We start from the raw sequence: 18,046 nt of genomic DNA on the forward strand, positions 1-18,046 counted from the left end.
GCCCCCAGCCCCGCGGCCCAAAGCGCCAGAACCAGCGCAAAAGACGTCTGTTTCACTGCCATCTGTCCAGCGCCTAAACCTTCTGCGCCAGCGCCCAGGAACAGATCGGCATATTCGGATCGTTCTTGATGTCGTCGCTCTCGGCGTCATATTCCGGCGGCCAGCGCTCTTCGAGGTTGCGCGCCGCGACGTGCCGGTTGCCCCATTGCTCCGCATGGATGGCATCGGGGTCAAAACCGCCCTCGATCAGCAGGTTCTTCAACCCCCGCGCGCTCCAGCGCGAATTGTCCTGGGGCGCGGCATGCAACGGCACAAAGAACGGCACCGCAACCCAGAAATAACCGCCGGGCCGCAACATGCGGTGGATATTGCGGGTGGCGGCATAGGGCCGGTCCAGATGTTCCCAGACCTGATTGGCCAGGATCAGGTTAAAGGTCAGCGGCGCGCCCGCCGCATCGGTAAAGGGTTCGCCGCAGACATCATACTCGGGATAACGGAACTGGCTGTAGGATTTGAAATCGAAGCGCCTGCCCCATTTGCCTGATATCTCGGCACAATCCAGGTCCGAGGGGCCAAGGGCATTGATCATCCGGCGACTGGCCGGCTGCATGACGACACGATTGAGACTTACCATGTCCCGCTTATGCCACCGCCCCTGCGGCCCGTCCACAACTAGAGTCGGGACCGGGTCAAGGAGGCCGCAGGCCCCGCGCAGCGGCTTGTCCTTGAGGCGGGCGCGACTCTGGACACCATCGAAACAGGTCGTTCAGGACGCAAAGCGCCCTGAACACCTTCTCAGCAAAACGTCAGAGGCTACAAACCGCGCAGCATCCGCCGCGAGGGGCTCAGGCCCGCAACAAACACCCATAGATCGTGTCGCGCGCAGCGCGGCCTTCAGATCACGCCCCGCAGGGATCACATGTGGATCACACGCCCATAGGCATCCAGCACGGCCTCATGCATCATCTCGCTCAGGGTCGGATGCGGGAAGACCGTGTTGATCAGATCTTCCTCGGTGGTCTCCATCTGGCGGCCCACCACATAGCCCTGGATCAGCTCGGTCACTTCAGCGCCAACCATATGCGCGCCCAGCAACTCGCCGGTCTTGGCGTCAAAGACAGTCTTGATCATGCCCGATTCCTCGCCCAGAGCGATGGCCTTGCCATTGCCGATGAACGGAAAACGTCCCACCTTGATCTCGTATCCCAACTCCTTGGCCTTCGCCTCCGTATACCCCACGCTTGCAACCTGCGGGTGGCAATAGGTACAGCCCGCGATGCTTTCGGGTTTGACAGGATGCGGGTGCCCGCCTGCGATCAGTTCGGCCACCATCACGCCCTCATGCGACGCCTTATGCGCCAGCCAGGGCGCACCGGCGATGTCGCCGATGGCATAAAGCCCCTCGACCCCGGTGCGGCAATATTCATCGGTGACCACATGGGTGCGGTCCAGCTTCACGCCCAGGTCTTCCAGCCCCAGATTCTCGACATTGCCCACGATGCCCACGGCGGAAATCACCGTGTCAAAGTCGTGTTTCTCGACCTTGCCGCCCACTTCGATATGGGCGGTCACCTTGTCCTTGGCGCGGTCCAGCTGCTTGACCATCGCCTTTTGCATGATCTTCATGCCCTGCTTTTCAAAGGCCTTCCTGGCAAAGGCGGAAATCTCCGCATCTTCCACCGGCAACACCCGGTCCATCACCTCGACCACGGTGGTCTCGGCCCCCAGGGTGTTGTAGAAACTGGCAAATTCGATACCGATGGCACCAGAGCCGATCACCAGAAGTTTCTTCGGCATATGCGGCGGCTGCAGCGCGTGCTTGTAGGTCCAGACCCTCTTGCCGTCCGCCTCCAGCCCCGGCAGTTCGCGCGCCCGCGCGCCGGTGGCCAGCACGATGTTCTTCGCTGTCAGATCTTCGCTGCCCCCACCATTCTTTGCGTCGGTCTTGACGCTGACCTTGCCCTTGGCGGGCAAGGTTGCCGCCCCCATGAACACGGTGATCTTGTTCTTTTTCATCAGGTGGCCGATCCCGCCCGACAACTGCCCCGCCACCTTGCGCGAGCGTTTCACCACCGCGTCCAGATCGTAACCGATTCCTTCGGCCTTCAGCCCGAATTCCTTGGCCCGGTGCATCAGGTGGAACACCTCTGAGGAACGCAGCAGCGCCTTGGTCGGGATGCAGCCCCAGTTCAGGCAGATACCGCCCAGATGCTCACGCTCGACAATCGCCACGGAAAGACCCAGTTGCGCGCCCCGGATGGCGGCGACATAGCCACCGGGCCCCGCACCGATCACGATCAGATCAAAGGATTTTGCAGCCATTTTCGGGGTCCTCGCAATGTGACAGACAGATATAGTTTACCGTTAAACCAGTTTTCGGCCTGTCACAACCACGAGAACCGCAAGCACTCAGGCGACGGCGGATTCTGCCTGCAATTTGCGCAATGTCTGCCCATAACCGCCATCGCTCACATAGGCGATCTCGCCACTGGTGCCGGTGCGCGACAGGGCCTCGTTGCGGTAGGGGAAACGCCCGAAACGCCGGATCACCTCGCGGTGCGCCCGCGCATGCAGCAGGTTGCTCTCCCGGCTCAGCGGCATCCGCTCGCACATCAGCCGCACACAGCGGTCCTGATCGCACAGGTTCTCCGAATGCATCAGCGGCATATAGAAAAACTGTCGCGCCGGTTCGTCGATCCGCAGATCCCAGCCCCGCTCGATCGCGGATTTCGCCGCCGCAAGTGCTGCACGGTCGCTGGCAAAGGCCTTGCCCTGGCCCCGGAACATGTTGCGCGAAAACTGATCCATCAGGATGATATAGGCCAGTGCCCCCGACGGATAGGTCAGCCAGAGCGAGAATTTGCCCTCGCAGGCGGCCTCCCATGTCGCTTCGAAACGGTTGCGGGTGGTGGCGTCCAGCGCCTCGCTGGCCTCGTACCACCCCTTGGGGCCAACTTCGTCCAGCCAGAACGAAAGTACTTCTTCAGGGCCTTGCATGGATCACACTCCTCAGCTTGCACGCAATCTTGCGACCTATGGCAAGATCGTCCCACCTTATGAACATCTTAACCAGAACGGCGACTCACGATTTATATCATTTGCGACATGTTTGCCGCGATCAGGTGGTGTTTTCGTCATCCTGTTCGCTTTCAATGGCATATTCCTGCGCATATTCGACCGCCACGGCGGTGGATGTGGGGTATATGGCAACGTAGTTTCCGGTCTCGTCCACCGGCACGGCGGGGCGGCGGGTGGCGCGGTAGGCGGCATAAAGGGCCAGGATCACGAACAGGACCGCCGTGAACAGATAAAACCCGCCCGGCCCCAGCGAGGTGCCCATCATCCAGCCGGTGATGATCGGCCCGAGAATCGCCCCCAACCCGTTGATAAAGATCATCCCGCCCGAAGCCGCGGCCATGTCCTCATGTTGGAGGAAGTCGTTGGTATGGGCGATCAGCAGGGAATACAGCGGGTTCGACATGCCGCCCACCACAAAGGCCGAGACTAGCAGCAGCCAGAATGTGCCGCCCAGCAGCATCCCCATGACCGACCCCGCCGCCCCGATGGCAGAGACGATGACAATCAGCGTGCGCCGGTCCATCCGGTCCGACACCCAGCCGATGGGATATTGCAGCACCACCGACCCCACAAAGAAGGTCGCCACGAACATGGAGATCTGCGCCACGCTCAGCCCTGCCTCCGCGCCATAGACCGGGGCCATGCCGAACTGGGCCGAGAACACGCCGCCCAGCAGGAACATGCCAATACAGCCCAGCGGCGAAAAGTTTGCCAGTTCGCGCAGGCTCATCGGTTTGGTTGTGTCAAAGGCCGGCGTCGGGCTGATCGTCAGCAGGATCGGCGTCACCGCCACGCTGACCAATACGGACGGGATCACAAACAACACATAGCCCGAAGGATCCGCCGCCAGCAGCAGCGCCTGCGCCACCACAATGCCCAGCGTCTGCACAATCATATAAAGCGACAGCGCCTGCCCCCGGTTGGAATTGTCGGCGGCATTGTTCAGCCAGCTTTCCGCCGTCACATAGACGGCAGAAAAGCAGAACCCGATCAGCACCCGCCCCAAGGCCCAGAGCGGGACAGCCGGAAACGTCGGATAGAGGATCATGACCGCCGAGATCATAGAGGCAAGGGCGGCAAAGACCCGGACGTGACCCACCCTGCGGATCATGCCCGGTGCCAGCCGCGAGCCGCCCAGAAAGCCCACGAAATAGGCCGACATGACAATGGACATCTCGAAGGTGGAGAACCCTTCGAGCGCGCCACGGATACCCAGCAGCGTGCCCTGCATCCCGTTGCCGACCATCAACAGGCACATGCCCAGCAAAAGCGCCCATGCGCTGGAAAGAACCTGTATCATCGCCGCGAATCCAATCTGGTGTTTGGCCCCTCCCTGAACCTCTTGGGCAGCGGCGTCACCCGGTTATACGACATTCAGGCAATTTTTTGCGAATCGTGTCACTGGTCGGGCCGGAACGGCCCTTTTTGTCGAATGTCGCGCAACGCCGACTCCTGGCGGCGGGTTTGCTGCCTCATGTCTGTGGGCAGTGCCAAGTAATTCCGACCCAAATACCAGGCATTTCTGACCCAAACCGGACTTCAGGCGTGGTATGGGTGAAAGTCAGATGAGCGGATTTTGCTGCCGTTGATCAGTGGAACGCCAAGCCCGGAATCAAGCCGAAGGCGCCGGGCCATCGCCTGCCCGCCGGGCAGGCGATGGCCCGGCTTGCGCTCAGGGTCAGAGATGTGACGCAAAAGCCGGTTTTGCCTGGCAACTGACACTTAAGTCACTTTTGACCCGGAATAAGCAGACTGGAATCCCCGTAGGAGAAAAACCTGTATTCTTGCGCGATTGCATGGTCATAGATGTCGCGGATCGCCTGTGGCCCCATCAGCGCCGAGACCAGCATCATCAGGGTCGATTTGGGCAGATGGAAGTTCGTCATCAGCGCATCCGCGACGTGAAAGCGAAAGCCCGGCGTGATAAAAATATCGGTCTCCCCCTCCCAGGGTTCGATCATCCCGTCCCGCGCCGCCGTCTCGATCAGCCGCAGGGCCGTGGTGCCCACCGGGATCACCCGCCCGCCTGCCGCCTTGGTCGCTGCAATCTCCGCTGCGGCCCCGGCGCTGACCTGGCCCCATTCGGCGTGCATCTTGTGTTGGGTGATGTCATCCACCTTGACCGGCAGGAAGGTGCCTGCGCCCACATGCAGCGTGACATGGGAAAAGCTGACGCCCTTTTCCGCCAAGGCCTCCAGCAGGGCCGCGTCGAAATGCAGCGATGCGGTGGGGGCCGCAACTGCACCCGCATGACGCGCCCAGACGGTCTGGTAATCCGTCAGGTCGCGGGCATCTGCGGGGCGTTTTGCGGCGATATAGGGCGGCAGCGGCATTGCCCCCGCCGCGTTCAGCGCCGCGTCGAAATCATCGCCAGCGCAGTTGAAACGCAATAGCCCCTGCCCGTCTTCGACCGCGTCCAGGGTCGCGCGCAGATCATGGCTGAACACCACCTCCTCGCCCGGTTTGACCTTGCGCAGCGGCTTGATCAGCGCGGCCCATGTGCCGTCCGGGCGCGGCTCCAGCAGGGTGACCTCGATCCTGGCGGTCACCGGCCCCTGCGCCGATTGGCGCGCGCGCAGCCCCGAAAGCCGCGCCGGGATCACGCGGGTGTCGTTCAGCACCAGCCGGTCGCCGGGGCGCAGCCAGTCGGTCAGGTCGGTGACCCGGCAATCGTGCAGCGCAGCCCCATCGGCCACCAGCAAACGCGCCGACGACCGCGGCACGGCGGGCCGGGTCGCGATCAATGCCTCGGGCAGGTCGAAATCGAAGTCAGAGAGTTTCATGGCGCGCCTTTTTCGGGCCATCTAGCGCCCCGGCGTGCGCCGGACAACGGGTTTTTGCGGTGGCTGCCGGGTTCCCGGCGCCTGCGGCACCTTGGGTGGCGGCCTGCGAAAGATCTCGCGGAACATGCCCGGCGTCAGTGCCGACAACGGGTTGACCCCGACGCTGGGCTGTTTTGCCGGGCCCTTGAGCGTATAGTTGAACCCGATCAGCCCCTCGCCCTTGCGGGTCAGCACCGAACCGATGCCATTCAGCAGGTAGACCGGGGTGATCACCCCCTGCATGTCGATCATGCCACTATCAAGCGCATATATCCCGTCCATCGACAGGCCCATCGACGCGCCGACCGCACTGGCCTCGGTCAGGGTCAGCCGGTTCGGGGTCAGGCGGAACTTGCCCTCGACCTGGTCGAAATAGATACCGTCGCCATTCAATTCATTGATCAGCCCCACCACGGAGATGGAGTTCAGCAGCGCCGCGATGCCCGGCGCATCCTTGACCCGCACATCGGTGACATCAAGGGTGCCGTCAAAGGCCCCGGCAGCCCCCACCGGCAGCAGCGTCAGCGACAATTGCCCGCCCACCACCTGCCGCAGCAACCCGGCCGCGCGCAGGACCCCGCCCGCATCCGCCGAGATCAGCCGCACCGCAGAGCGGCCGTTCTGCGGCACAATCCGCCCCTCGACCGGGGTGCCGCCGTTCAGCCGCGCCTGAAACGCGCCATCCAGCCCCCCTGCCGTGGCAAAGTTGCCGCGCATGTCGGTCAGGGCGATGGTGTCGGTGATCTGCAACCGGTCCAGCCGGACCTGCATCGGCGGGCCGGGCGGGCCGCTGGCCTGAGCGCTGCCACCGCCGCTGCCCAGATCGGCGCGCCGCAGGTCCAGCACGCCACCGCGCAACACCACCTGCACCGGCCTGCCTGCCCCCTGCCCGATGATGTCCACCGCCGCATCCAGCCATTCGCCCGCCCTGAGCCTGTCAAAGCTGAGACGGTCCAGCGTGCCGCCTTCGCGCAGGCTGACCGCGCCCGCGGCGCTCAGGCCGGGGCCGGAGATCGCCAGACTGTCCACTTTCGGCGTGGCACCAAGCCGCCCGGTGACGCGCAGGCTCCCGGTGCTGGCCGGGGGCTTGGACCAGTTCAGTTGCGGCACCGACAGGCGCAGCCCCCGCAGATCGGAGTGCAGATCGAACTCGGGCGCGCGCCCCTTGGGCAGATCAACCTCCAGCCGGGCGGTTGTCTGGCCTGCGACAGTGCCGGGCGGCAGGGCGATCCCGAAAGCATCCAGCGCGCCCTGATCCAGCCTGACATCCGCGCGCAGACCGCTTGTCCCCGTCTGCGATGCCGGCCCGATGGGCAGCACGAAACTGCCGTCAAAGCCCGCGCCATCCAGGTCCCCCGCGCCGGTCAGGATCGCCCGCTCATTGTCCACCACCACGTCGATCTCCGGCGCGGACAGCGCACGCCCCCTGACCAGCACCGCGCTGCTGACATCGCGCAGTTTTCCCGCCACGTCGAACACCACCTTGTCCTTGCTGCCTTTCTTGAGCGGCAGGGCAATCTGGCCGCTCAGCGCGGCGCGCCCGCCTGCCAGATCGACCGGCAGGCTGGCCTTGTCCATCACGTTCAGCGGGGCGCGGTTCAACAACGACAGCGCCGCTGTCACGGTCGATGCCGTCTCAAGCCGGATGATCGCCGGGGGGCCGTCGCGCACGCTGACATCGGGAATGATAAAGGACGAGGCACCCAGCCGCACCTCGCCGCCCTCGTCCGCCGTGACCACGCCTTCATCCACCGCCACAACCAGCCGGTTGTCCATCAGGCTGAAATGCCCCTTGCCCCCGGTCAGCGGCGGCATGGTCTTGAGAAACCGCACATCGGCCCCGGCATAGTCAAACCCCACATAGGTCTGCGGTGCCTTGCCCGGTGCCACCCGAAGCGCCAGGTCCAGGTTGCTGACCGCGCCCTTCAGGACATTCTCGACCAGCCATGTCCGGGTCTTGGGCTTCAGCCCCTCCGGCCAAAGCTGTAACAGCCGTTCGGGTGACAGCCCGTCCATCTGCCCGTCCAGCGCCACCCGCCAGCCGTCGGGCCGCGCCGACAGCCTGCCCCCCAGCAGCAGCGTCTTGCCCTGATCGCTGATCTGCACCCGCCCCAGTTGCAGGCGAAACGGGTTGAGCCGCATCTGGAAATCCAGGTCGGTTTCGGCCAGCCCGACGGGGGCATCATAGATGTCACCCGGATTGGCACGCAGGTCGCGGATGGTGAACTGGCCCACCAGATCGCTCAGCTGGCCCTCCGGTGTCAGACCCAGGGTTGCGCTGCCGGAACTTTCCGCGCTGAACCATTTGCTGCGCAGCCGCACATCGGCAAAACGCAGCAGCGCCTCGGCGGGATCATAGCTGAAATAGCTGCGCGCCCCGTCAAAGGGGATCGGGCGAGTTTGCGCATTGGGCTGGACCACGCCCGCCCCGATCTGCAAGGTCGCGTTCAACGGCATAAACTGCCCCGCATCGTTCAACCCGCTGCGCACGGAACCGGAAATCGGCGCACGCAACACCCCAAGCCAGGCAAAGGCGGGACCCTGCGTGGCTATATCCCCCGCCGCCACCCCTTCGAAGCTGACCCCGAATTCGGCGGCGCTGGCCCCGATGCGGCTGGTGTAATTGGCCGACAGGGTTGCGACCCCGGCCCCACCGCTGAGCAGCGCCACATCTGCCGAGAGCGCCAGCATCCCGGCCTCGCGCGACAACAGCAGCCGCCCGCCGTCGATGGTCCAGCTTCGGCCCGCGCGCAGGTCGTCGAATTGCAGCGTCACGGCGCGCAGCTCCGCTTCGGTCAGCGCCTGTAACGCCGGGCGCTGCAACAGGTCGTCAAGCTGGGCGATCAATTGCGGCAGGGTCGCGGCCTCGCGGCTGAAATTGCCTGGCCCCAGCCCCGCGCTCAGCGCCACGCGGCCCGCCTCATCCCGGCGCAGGGTGACCACCAGACCCGACAGCGAAATCGTTTGTGGTTGCACGATCCCGTCCAGCAGCGGGCGCAGGGCAAAGCCGGTCTTGAACTCCGTCAGGCTCAGGATCTCGGCCCCTTCGGGCGTGCTGATGGCGACATTGCGCAGGCGCACGCGGGGATACCAGCCCTCCTCCACCACCAGTTCCACCTCGCCCAGGGCCACGCGAACCTGTGGCAATTCCCGCGCGATCCGCGCCTCGATCCGGTCCTGCACCCATGCGGGCGCGCGCAAGGGCTGCCCCATCGACAGATAGACCGCCCCAACCAGCGCCCCGGCGGCAAGGGTCAGCAACAGGATCGACCACAGGCCAAAACGCGCCACATGCTGATGCGGCTTGCGTCTGGGGCGTGGCGTGTCGGGTGTGCTCATCTTTGTCCCAAATTGGCCGGCCCTCTTGGCACGCGCCTGAATTGGCCTAGTATGACAGCCCGACAACCTGCATCCAAGTGAAAGAGACGTGATCAATGCCCGAGATTTCCGAGCAAGCACCAGACTTTACCCTTCCTGTGACCGGCGGCGGCGCGGTGACCCTCTCTGACCTGCGCGGCACGCCGGTCGTGCTGTTCTTCTACCCGCGCGACGACACGCCGGGCTGCACCACGGAAAGCATCGGCTTCTCGGCAAACCTGTCCGACTTCGAGGCGGCGGGCGCAAAGGTCTTTGGCATCTCGCGCGATACCATGGCCAAACATGACAAGTTCGTGGCCAAACACGCGCTGACGGTGCCGCTGCTGTCGGATGAGGAAGGTAGCGTAACAGAGGCCTATGGCGTCTGGGTCGAGAAAAACATGTATGGCAAGAAATCCATGGGCATCGAACGCGCGACCTATCTGATCGGTGCCGACGGCAAGATCGCGCAGGTCTGGCGCAAGGTCAAAGTGCCGGGCCATGTGGAGGCGGTGCTGGAGGCGGTGCGCGCCCTGTGATCACCCTTGCCCAAATGGCCGAGGCGGTGCTGCGCTGTGCCGATGGCCGCGAGAAAACCGCCCAGTCGCGCCGCTATGCGGCAGAGTGGCAGGCCGCCCGCGCGGCGGGCGAGACGCCCGAGATTGGCCATGCCGACCCGCCGCTGCACCCCGCCCGGCCCGACGCGCCTGCATTGCTCAGCCCCCGCGACGTGCCGCGCCGCCGCCCCGGCACGCCCGAGGGGCGCATCGCCCTGCTGCATGCCGTCGCCCATATCGAATTGAACGCGGTGGACCTGCACTGGGACATCATCGCGCGCTTTACCGACACCCGCCTGCCGATGGGTTTCTACGACGACTGGGTCAAGGCGGCGGATGAGGAATCCAAGCATTTCAACCTGATGTGCGATTGCCTTGAAGAGATGGGCAGCCACTATGGCGCGTTGCCCGCCCATGCGGGCATGTGGCGCGCGGCCGAGGATACCGTGGACGACCTGATGGGCCGTCTGGCGGTTGTGCCCATGGTGCTTGAGGCGCGCGGCCTGGACGTGACCCCCGGCATGATCAAGATCTTCAAACAGGCCAAGGCCGACAGTGCCGTGGCCGCGCTTGAGACCATCTATGCCGAGGAAGTGGCCCATGTCGCCTATGGCTCCAAATGGTTTCACTTTCTCTGCGGGCGCTTTGACGAAGACCCAAAAGAGCGGTTTCACAGCCTTGTGCGGACCTACTTTCACGGCGACCTCAAACCCCCGTTCAACGAGGAAAAACGCGCCGAAGCGGGCATTCCCCCGGACTTCTACTGGCCGCTGACCGCCTCCGGTTGAAGGCACTGACTTCAACAAAAATGGTCAAGTTCTTGGTATCGGCGGATTTTTGCCAATTTGCCGCATTCCGGTGAAATGCCGCCGCCTGACAGGTCAACAGGGTTGCCCCAAGGTCACAGGGTGGCTAAGAAAAATCTGAATTCGGGCGCGTATGGGGATTACCGCGCCCGTTTTGGGACGGAAAAAGGAATACAAATTGCGCTCAACGCTTGCCATCAAGGTCCATGCGACGCTGGAAAAATACTTTCCCGAGCGCCGCGTGTTTCTCAAATCCGACAGTGACACGCGCTTTATCCGCCTGCGTCCCGGCACCCAGATCATCGCCTTTGCCGGATGTGCCACCCTTGTCGCCTGGGCCATCGTTGCCACTGCCATCATCCTCATGGACAGCATCGGGTCGGGCAATTTCCGCGAACAGGCCAAGCGGGACCAGCGCACCTATCAGGCCCGGCTGAACGATCTTTCCGCACAGCGCGACGGCCGCGCCGAAGAGGCGCTGGCGGCCCAGAACCGCTTCAACGCCGCGCTCAAGCAGATTTCAACGATGCAGTCCGAACTGCTGGAATCCGAAACCCGCCGCCGCGAGCTGGAAACCGGGATCGACGTGATCCAGTCCACCCTGCGCGACACCATGAAGGAACGCCAGGCTGCCCGCACCCAGCTTGCCAGCCTTGAGGGGTCGCTGGCCGAAGGCGGCACCGGCAATGTGCAGGCCGCCGCCTCCAACGCGCCCATCGAATTCCTGGCCGAGGCACTGGCCGAGACCGCCAAGGAACGCGATCAGGTGATCGTCGATGCGCAGGACGCCCTGTTGCAGGCCGACGAAATGGCCCAGCAGATCGCCCTGATGAAAGACCAGAACGACGCGATTTTCCGCCAATTGGAAGAGGCGATGACCGTCTCCGTGGCCCCGCTGGACAAGATGTTCCGCAACGCGGGCATGTCCACCGACAACATCCTGGCCACGGTCAAGCGCGGCTATTCCGGTCAGGGCGGCCCGATGACGCCGCTGTCCTTTACCACGCGGGGCGAGGAGCCCTCCCCCGATACGCTGCGCGCCAACCGTCTGCTGAACCAGATGGACCGGCTGAACCTTTACCGGATCGCCGCGCAGAAAGCGCCCTTTGCCACCCCGGTCAAATCCGCCTTTCGTTTCACCAGCCAGTTCGGCTATCGCCGCGACCCCAAGACCGGCGGACGGCGGATGCATTCCGGTGTCGATTTCGCCGCCGGGATCGGCACGCCGCTTTATGCCACGGCTGACGGTGTGGTCACCCATGCCGGATGGCAGTCCGGCTATGGCCGTCTGGTCAAGATCCAGCATGAGTTCGGGATCGAGACACGCTACGCCCATCAGTCGCGCATTCGCGTGAAGGTCGGACAAAGGGTCTCGCGCGGGCAGCACATTGGTGATATGGGAGCATCTGGACGTGTCACCGGCGTTCATCTGCACTACGAAGTCCGAGTCGGCGGCAAAGCTGTTAACCCCATGATCTATATCAAGGCTGCAAACGATGTTTTCTAAGAGCAAAATCAACGATCCCGCCCCGAACAAGGACTCCGAAGGCCAGCGCCCGGCAACACCGCAGGCCCCGGCGCAGTCCACGCCTTCCCAGCCCAAGCCGAACGAGTTCAAGGCATCGGCCCCCAAGGCGAAACCCCCTGCCTCGGTCCTGTCTGCCGATCTGCATGTGACCGGCAACATGAAGACCACCGGCGACATCAACGTCGAAGGCACGGTCGAGGGCGACATCCGCGCGCATCTGCTGACCATCGGCGAAACCGCGACAATCAAGGGTGAAGTGGTTGCCGATGATGTGGTGATCAATGGCCGCATCGTGGGCCGCGTGCGCGGCCTCAAGGTGCGCCTGACCTCGACCGCACGGGTTGAGGGCGACATCATCCACAAGACCATCGCAATCGAATCCGGCGCGCATTTCGAAGGCTCCGTTCAGCGTCAGGACGACCCGCTGAACCCCGGCGCCAAGAACGCACCGACCCAAAAGCCGAACCCCGCCTCCTGAGGCCGGTTTCGCAAGGATTTCAAGGGGGCGTCGCAGGCATTGCGGCGCCCTTTTGCTTTTGTAGCCATCGGCGTCTGCCGTTAGTCGGTGCCGTTACGCGCCACGCTGCGGGCCAGTGCTGCAACAAGGTCCGTGCGTGTCACGATCCCCACGATTTTCCCGTATTCGACGACCGGAACGGCATCAATATCGCCATCTGCCATCATCGGCAGAAAAACCCCGATCGGGGTCATGGTTGTGGCGCGCGGGCTGCCGACGCTCATGATGTCCACCGCCCGCATCGGGGCCTCCCGATCCAGAAGCCGCCGCAGCGCGGCACCATACCGCCGATCCAACCGCAGCGCATCCGCCCTTGCCTGACCAATCAGGTGGATCTGAAAGATGACCCCCATAAAGGTGGCATCCGGCCCCACTACGGGCAAGGCCGTGAAACGGTGCTGCCGAAACAGATCCGCGATCTCTCCCAGTCTGGTCTGCGGGCTGACGGTGACCAGGTTGCGCGACATAATGTCCTGAGCGGTCAGCGGCCCCGAGGAATGCGCCGTTGCCTCAAGCTCCGCCGCGCCGATCAACCGGGCCAGATCCGCAACGCCCAGGTTGAATGACTGGCTGTAGCGTTCCAGGATACCTGTCAGCTCGTCTTCGGAAAGCCCTAGGCGTTCAACCGGGTTGCGATCGTCGGTCCCGTGATTGCCGGGATCGTCGAATTGCCGGAACGGGTAATGCCGCCCGGTAAGCCGCGCATAGAAGGTTGCAAGCACCACCAGGGCGGTTGTGCCCAGGGCAATCGGCGCAAGGGCAAACCAGAACCCCAGATCCGCAATCGCCTCCGGCGACATGGCGGCGGTCATGGCGACCGCCCCCGCCGGCGGATGGATCGCGCGGCACAGGATGGTTGCCGTCAGGGCCAGACCAACAGCAAGTGCGATGCGCAGGGCGGGGTCCGCCACCAGCAGGCACACGGCCACGCCCACCACAGCCGCCACCGTATTGCCGACAATCGCCGACCAGGGCTGCGCCAGGGGGCTGTTCGGCACCGCAAACAACAGAACCGACGACGCCCCGAACGGCGCAACAAGATACAGGCCCAGCTCCAGATCGACATGGGGCGACAGAATAAAGAGGCCGGTCAGCCCCAGACCGATCAACGCACCGACCCCGGCCCGCACCGCCTCGATCCATGAGACATGCGCAACCGCGGGGCCAAGTGATTTCAGAATCTGCAACAGCGCGCCTCCCCGGTCAATTTGCACAAACTTTCATCGGTTTGCGAAAAGTGCAAGCCGACCCATCGCCTGCCCGGACCCCCGCGAGAAAAATCATGAAAAGGCAACCACCCGTGCTAGGCTGGGCTATTGCAACAAGGGTGTTCATGCCATGAAACGGATTTTGATCTTCGTCGTCAGCGCGACCGTCGCTGCCCCATGTGCCGGGCTGGCGCAGGGTCCCAGCTTTGATTGCACGCGCGCGGGCAGCGCCACGGAACTGGCGATCTGCGCATCACCGGCCCTGTCGCAAAAGGACAGGGTCATCTCGGCCCTATATGCCGACCTGCGCCGCGCCCTCGGTTCAGCGGCCAAGAACAGGCTGGTGCCAGAGCAGCGTGCCTGGGTCGCGACCCGAAATGCCTGCGGGCCCGATCAGGCCTGTATCGCCGCGACCAGCGATCACCGGATCAGGCAGCTTGAGGCATTGTCTCGCGAAGTGTTCTGACGGCAGCACCCCGCATTGCCACAAAAAAGGGCGGACCAACCGGCCCGCCCCTTGTTTCACCTACAGCGAAAATCACTCGGTCACGGTGACCTTGCGCATCACGTCCGGGGTGCCTTCGACAGCGCCGTTGCCGCCACTGCCGCGTTTGATGGCATCGACAATGTCCTGCCCGCCGGTCACGCGACCGACCACGGTGTATTGACCGTTCAGGAAATGCCCTTCGTCGAACATGATGAAGAACTGGCTGTTGGCCGAATCCGGGTTCTGCGCACGGGCCATGCCCACCACGCCCTTGTCAAAGGGTGTATCGGAGAACTCTGCCGGCACGTCCGGCATGTCGGAACCGCCCATGCCCGCACGGGACAGGTCGTCGCCTTCCTTGCCGTATTCCACATCGCCGGTCTGCGCCATGAACCCGTCAATCACGCGGTGGAACACGATGCCGTCATAGGCCCCCTGCTCTGCAAGCGTGGTGATGCGTTCGACGTGCTGGGGTGCCAGGTCTTCCAGCAGGTCGATGGTCACGGTGCCATTGGCCTCGCCCTCGACCACGATCTCCAGCCCGGTGGCCAGCGCGGGGCTGGCGGCAAAGGCGGCCAGCGCGCCGGAAACGATCAGGTTACGCATCTGCGGCAACCTTGACGCTGATCATGCGGTCCGGCTCGGCGGGCGGCTCGCCCTTGGCGATGGCGTCCACATGCTGCATGCCTGACACGACCTGCCCGTAAACGGTGTATTGCCCGTTCAGGAAATCATTGTCCTTGAAGTTGATGAAAAACTGGCTGTTGGCGCTGTCGGGGTTGGCCGAGCGCGCCGCACCCAGCGACCCGCGCGCATGCGGCACCTTAGAGAATTCGGCAGGCACATTGCCCAGATCGGACCCACCTGTGCCTGCCATGCGCAGGTTGAAGCCGTTTTCCATGTTGCCATGTTCCACATCGCCGGTCTGGGCCATGAACCCGTCAATCACACGGTGAAAGCAGACGTTGTCATACTTGCCCGCGCGGGCCAGTTCCTTCATCCGCGCGACATGCTTGGGGGCCACATCGGGCAGCAGTTCGATGGTCACGGTGCCACCTTTCAGCTCCATCAGGATCGTGTTTTCGGGGTCTTTGATCTCGGCCATGCGGGTCTCCTTCGCAAAATGGGTTGCGCGATACCTAAGGTCGATTGCCCGGATTGCCAAGCAGATGCATTGACCCCCGCGCCCGATGTGGCAAAAGACAGCCAGCATATTTGAAACCGGAGGCACAGCATGGGCTGGAAAACATTGGATGACTTGGAATTGGACGGCAAGACGGTATTGGTGCGCGTTGACATCAACGTCCCCGTCGAGGATGGCCGCGTCACCGATGCCACCCGGATCGAGCGGATCGTGCCGACCATCACCGATATCCTGACAGCAGGCGGCAAGCCCGTGCTGCTGGCGCATTTCGGCCGCCCCAAGGGCAAACCCGTGCCGGAAATGTCGCTGAAACCGCTGCTGCCCGCCCTTGAAACCGCGCTGGGGCGCTCTGTGTCCCTGATCGACAGCCTTGAGTCCGCCGAGAACGGGCTGACCTGGGACACCGATGTGCTGCTGATGGAAAACATCCGCTTCTACCCCGGCGAAGAGGCCAACGATCAGGGTTTCGCCCGCCGCCTTGCCGCGCTGGGGGATGTCTATTGCAACGATGCCTTCTCCGCCGCGCACCGCGCCCATGCCTCGACCGAAGCGCTGGCGCGGCTGCTGCCTGCCTGCGCGGGCCGCTTGATGCAAGCCGAGTTGAGCGCGCTGGAAGCCGCCCTTGCCAAGCCGGAACGCCCCGTGGGCGCGGTGGTGGGCGGGGCCAAGGTCTCGACCAAGATCGAACTGCTGGAGAATCTGGTGAACCGGCTCGACGTGCTGGTGATCGGCGGCGGCATGGCAAACACCTTTCTTGCCGCCCTTGGTGCCGACATGGGGGCCTCACTGAAAGAGCCCGATTTCTACAACACCGCAAAGGACATCCTGGCGCAGGCGGACAAGGCCGGGTGCCGGGTGATCCTGCCGGTCGACGGGCTGGTGGCACGCGAGTTCGCCGGCGGGGCGGCGCATGAGGTCGTGGCACTGGGGCCGGATGCAAAGCTGGAAGCCGACCAGATGGTGCTGGACGCAGGCCCCGACAGCATCGCACTGCTCGAAGCCGCCTTTGCCGGGTTGAAAACCCTGATCTGGAACGGACCGATGGGGGCCTTTGAAATCGCCCCCTTCGACACCGCCACCGTCGCCGCCGCACAGGCCGCAGCACGCCAGACCCGCGCGGGCACGCTCACCTCTGTCGCGGGCGGCGGGGATACCGTGGCGGCCCTCAACCAGGCCGGTGTTGCCGATGATTTCACCTATATCTCGACCGCAGGCGGTGCCTTTCTTGAGTGGATGGAGGGCAAGGAGCTGCCCGGTGTCGCCGCCCTGAACGGCTGAAGCTGGTATTGATCCGTGTCACCCGCTACCCTGCCCGCCAGCGGCAAGGGAGGCTGGCATGACAGCATGGACATTGATCACCGGCGCATCTGACGGGCTGGGCGTTGAATTCGCCCGGCTGGCGGCAAAGCACGGGCGCGCGATGATCCTGACCGCCCGGTCCGAGGACAAGCTGAACACGCTGGCCGGGGAACTGCGCAGCCGCGGGGCCGAGGTGGTGGTGATCCCTGCCGACCTGAACGATCTGGCCGAGGTTGACCGGCTCTGGTCCGAGGCAACAGAGGGGCGGCAGATCGACTTTGTGATCAACAACGCCGGGCTGGGCCGGAACGGGCCTTTTGCCGGGGGCGGCGATGCGGGCTGGGCGATGGAGCTGAGCAGCATCGACGTCAACATGCGCGCCCTGACCCGGCTGATGCATCTGGCGATCCCCCATATGACCGATGCCGGCACCGGGCGCATCCTGAATGTCGGGTCCCTGGCGGGCTTCCTGCCCGGCCCCAACATGGCGATCTATCACGCCACCAAGGCCTATGTGCTCAGCCTGTCCGAAGCGGTGGCCCATGAATTGCGCAAGACGCGGGTCACCGTCACCGCGCTTTGCCCCGGCGCCACCCGTACCGGGTTTTTCGCCAAGGCCGAGATGCAGGGCATCCGCCTGCTGAAACTCTCGCCCCCGGCAAGTGCCCATGACGTTGCCGCAACCGGATGGCAGGCGGCGATGGCTGGCAGGCGCGTGGTGGTCCCCGGCCTGTTGAACAAACTGTCTGCCCTCCTGCCGCGCCTTGCCCCGCGCCGGGTCGTCACCGCCATGACCGGTGTTTTCATGTCAAAAAGCTGACCTGCGTGCACGCGGGGGATTCCATTGGCGAATCACCTGTGTCATACTGCTGTCACGTCCACCAAGAGACGAATTGAGGCAGACCAGATGACACGCACCGCACGCCCGGCCTTCGGCCCCTTGCTGTTCTATGCGATTGCATTCGCGCTCAGCCTCTATTTCACCTTTGCCGCCGTTCAGGGCGATTACGGCCTGTTCCGCCGCGCGGAAATCCTGGCCGAAAGCCAGGAGTTGCGCAGCCAGCTTTCCACCGTGCGCACGGATGTGGCGCGCATGGAGAACCTGACCAAGCGCATGTCTGACGACTATCTGGACCTCGATCTGGTCGACGAACAGGTGCGCCGGGTGCTGGGCATGGTGCGCCCTGATGAAATTGTGATCAGATAAGACCGAATTCCTGCGAAACATCGGCTGGTTTTCCGC

General features: G+C 64.0%; 17 protein-coding genes. 8 read left to right on the forward strand and 9 right to left on the reverse strand.

Annotated elements, in window-relative coordinates; all coding sequences use genetic code 11:
• Positions 1–73: 73 nt before the first annotated feature.
• The 6 genes from A8B82_RS04300 to A8B82_RS04325 all read right to left on the reverse strand — a co-directional run bounded on the left by A8B82_RS04300 (position 74) and on the right by A8B82_RS04325 (position 9,239).
• A complete protein-coding gene (locus tag A8B82_RS04300; RefSeq protein WP_067288711.1) occupies positions 74–634 on the reverse strand; it encodes a methyltransferase domain-containing protein in 561 nt (186 codons plus the stop codon).
• Between the two features lie 281 nt (positions 635–915).
• The gene (gene lpdA / locus A8B82_RS04305) at positions 916–2,322 is read right to left on the reverse strand and encodes a dihydrolipoyl dehydrogenase (RefSeq protein WP_067288714.1); all 1,407 of its coding nucleotides are present in this window, start codon (positions 2,320–2,322) and stop codon (positions 916–918) included.
• Between the two features lie 87 nt (positions 2,323–2,409).
• A complete protein-coding gene (locus tag A8B82_RS04310) occupies positions 2,410–2,997 on the reverse strand; it encodes a DUF924 family protein (RefSeq protein WP_067288717.1) in 588 nt (195 codons plus the stop codon).
• A gap of 121 nt (positions 2,998–3,118) precedes the next feature.
• Positions 3,119–4,378, reverse strand: coding sequence for an MFS transporter (locus tag A8B82_RS04315; RefSeq protein WP_067288720.1), 1,260 nt, complete (start codon positions 4,376–4,378; stop codon positions 3,119–3,121).
• 427 nt (positions 4,379–4,805) lie between these two features.
• Positions 4,806–5,861 (reverse strand): tRNA preQ1(34) S-adenosylmethionine ribosyltransferase-isomerase QueA, encoded by a 1,056-nt coding sequence (queA, locus tag A8B82_RS04320; RefSeq protein ID WP_067289434.1) that lies wholly within the window; start codon positions 5,859–5,861, stop codon positions 4,806–4,808.
• Between the two features lie 21 nt (positions 5,862–5,882).
• Complete coding sequence (locus A8B82_RS04325; RefSeq protein ID WP_067288723.1) at positions 5,883–9,239, reverse strand: YhdP family protein; 3,357 nt, start codon at positions 9,237–9,239, stop codon at positions 5,883–5,885.
• Between the two features lie 95 nt (positions 9,240–9,334).
• Between A8B82_RS04325 and A8B82_RS04330 the strand changes: the two genes are divergently transcribed.
• From A8B82_RS04330 to A8B82_RS04345, 4 genes are all read left to right on the forward strand, one after another.
• A complete protein-coding gene (locus A8B82_RS04330; RefSeq protein WP_067288726.1) occupies positions 9,335–9,796 on the forward strand; it encodes a peroxiredoxin in 462 nt (153 codons plus the stop codon).
• Entirely contained in the window at positions 9,793–10,602 is an 810-nt protein-coding gene (locus A8B82_RS04335; RefSeq protein ID WP_067288729.1) for a ferritin-like domain-containing protein, read from the forward strand. Before A8B82_RS04330 ends, A8B82_RS04335 begins: the two co-directional genes overlap by 4 nt.
• A 196-nt stretch (positions 10,603–10,798) precedes the next feature.
• Entirely contained in the window at positions 10,799–12,127 is a 1,329-nt protein-coding gene (locus A8B82_RS04340) for a M23 family metallopeptidase (RefSeq protein WP_067289437.1), read from the forward strand.
• The gene (locus tag A8B82_RS04345) at positions 12,117–12,626 is read left to right on the forward strand and encodes a bactofilin family protein (RefSeq protein WP_067288730.1); all 510 of its coding nucleotides are present in this window, start codon (positions 12,117–12,119) and stop codon (positions 12,624–12,626) included. Before A8B82_RS04340 ends, A8B82_RS04345 begins: the two co-directional genes overlap by 11 nt.
• 80 nt (positions 12,627–12,706) lie before the next feature.
• Here the strand turns inward: A8B82_RS04345 and A8B82_RS04350 are convergent, their stop codons facing one another.
• A complete protein-coding gene (locus A8B82_RS04350; protein WP_082899155.1) occupies positions 12,707–13,852 on the reverse strand; it encodes an HPP family protein in 1,146 nt (381 codons plus the stop codon).
• Between the two features lie 151 nt (positions 13,853–14,003).
• On the opposite strand from A8B82_RS04350, the gene A8B82_RS04355 reads away from it, so the two are divergent.
• Entirely contained in the window at positions 14,004–14,339 is a 336-nt protein-coding gene (locus A8B82_RS04355; protein WP_067288733.1) for a lysozyme inhibitor LprI family protein, read from the forward strand.
• A gap of 72 nt (positions 14,340–14,411) precedes the next feature.
• Here A8B82_RS04355 and A8B82_RS04360 read toward each other — a convergent pair whose 3' ends face one another.
• Both A8B82_RS04360 and A8B82_RS04365 read right to left on the reverse strand, forming a co-directional pair.
• Positions 14,412–14,966 (reverse strand): peptidylprolyl isomerase, encoded by a 555-nt coding sequence (locus A8B82_RS04360; RefSeq protein ID WP_067288736.1) that lies wholly within the window; start codon positions 14,964–14,966, stop codon positions 14,412–14,414.
• Positions 14,959–15,465: a peptidylprolyl isomerase gene (locus A8B82_RS04365; RefSeq protein ID WP_067288739.1), complete on the reverse strand. Its 507-nt coding sequence runs from the start codon at positions 15,463–15,465 to the stop codon at positions 14,959–14,961. Before A8B82_RS04365 ends, A8B82_RS04360 begins: the two co-directional genes overlap by 8 nt.
• 129 nt (positions 15,466–15,594) lie before the next feature.
• Between A8B82_RS04365 and A8B82_RS04370 the strand changes: the two genes are divergently transcribed.
• The 3 genes from A8B82_RS04370 (at position 15,595) to A8B82_RS04380 (ending at position 18,010) form a co-directional block, all read left to right on the forward strand.
• Entirely contained in the window at positions 15,595–16,782 is a 1,188-nt protein-coding gene (locus tag A8B82_RS04370; protein ID WP_067288740.1) for a phosphoglycerate kinase, read from the forward strand.
• 58 nt (positions 16,783–16,840) lie between these two features.
• Complete coding sequence (locus tag A8B82_RS04375) at positions 16,841–17,623, forward strand: SDR family NAD(P)-dependent oxidoreductase (RefSeq protein ID WP_067288746.1); 783 nt, start codon at positions 16,841–16,843, stop codon at positions 17,621–17,623.
• Between the two features lie 87 nt (positions 17,624–17,710).
• Positions 17,711–18,010, forward strand: a complete 300-nt coding sequence (locus A8B82_RS04380) for an FtsB family cell division protein (protein ID WP_067288749.1) — start codon at positions 17,711–17,713, stop codon at positions 18,008–18,010.
• Positions 18,011–18,046: the final 36 nt, after the last annotated feature.

Source organism: Sulfitobacter sp. EhC04 (genome assembly GCF_001650875.1).
Taxonomy (GTDB): domain Bacteria; phylum Pseudomonadota; class Alphaproteobacteria; order Rhodobacterales; family Rhodobacteraceae; genus Sulfitobacter.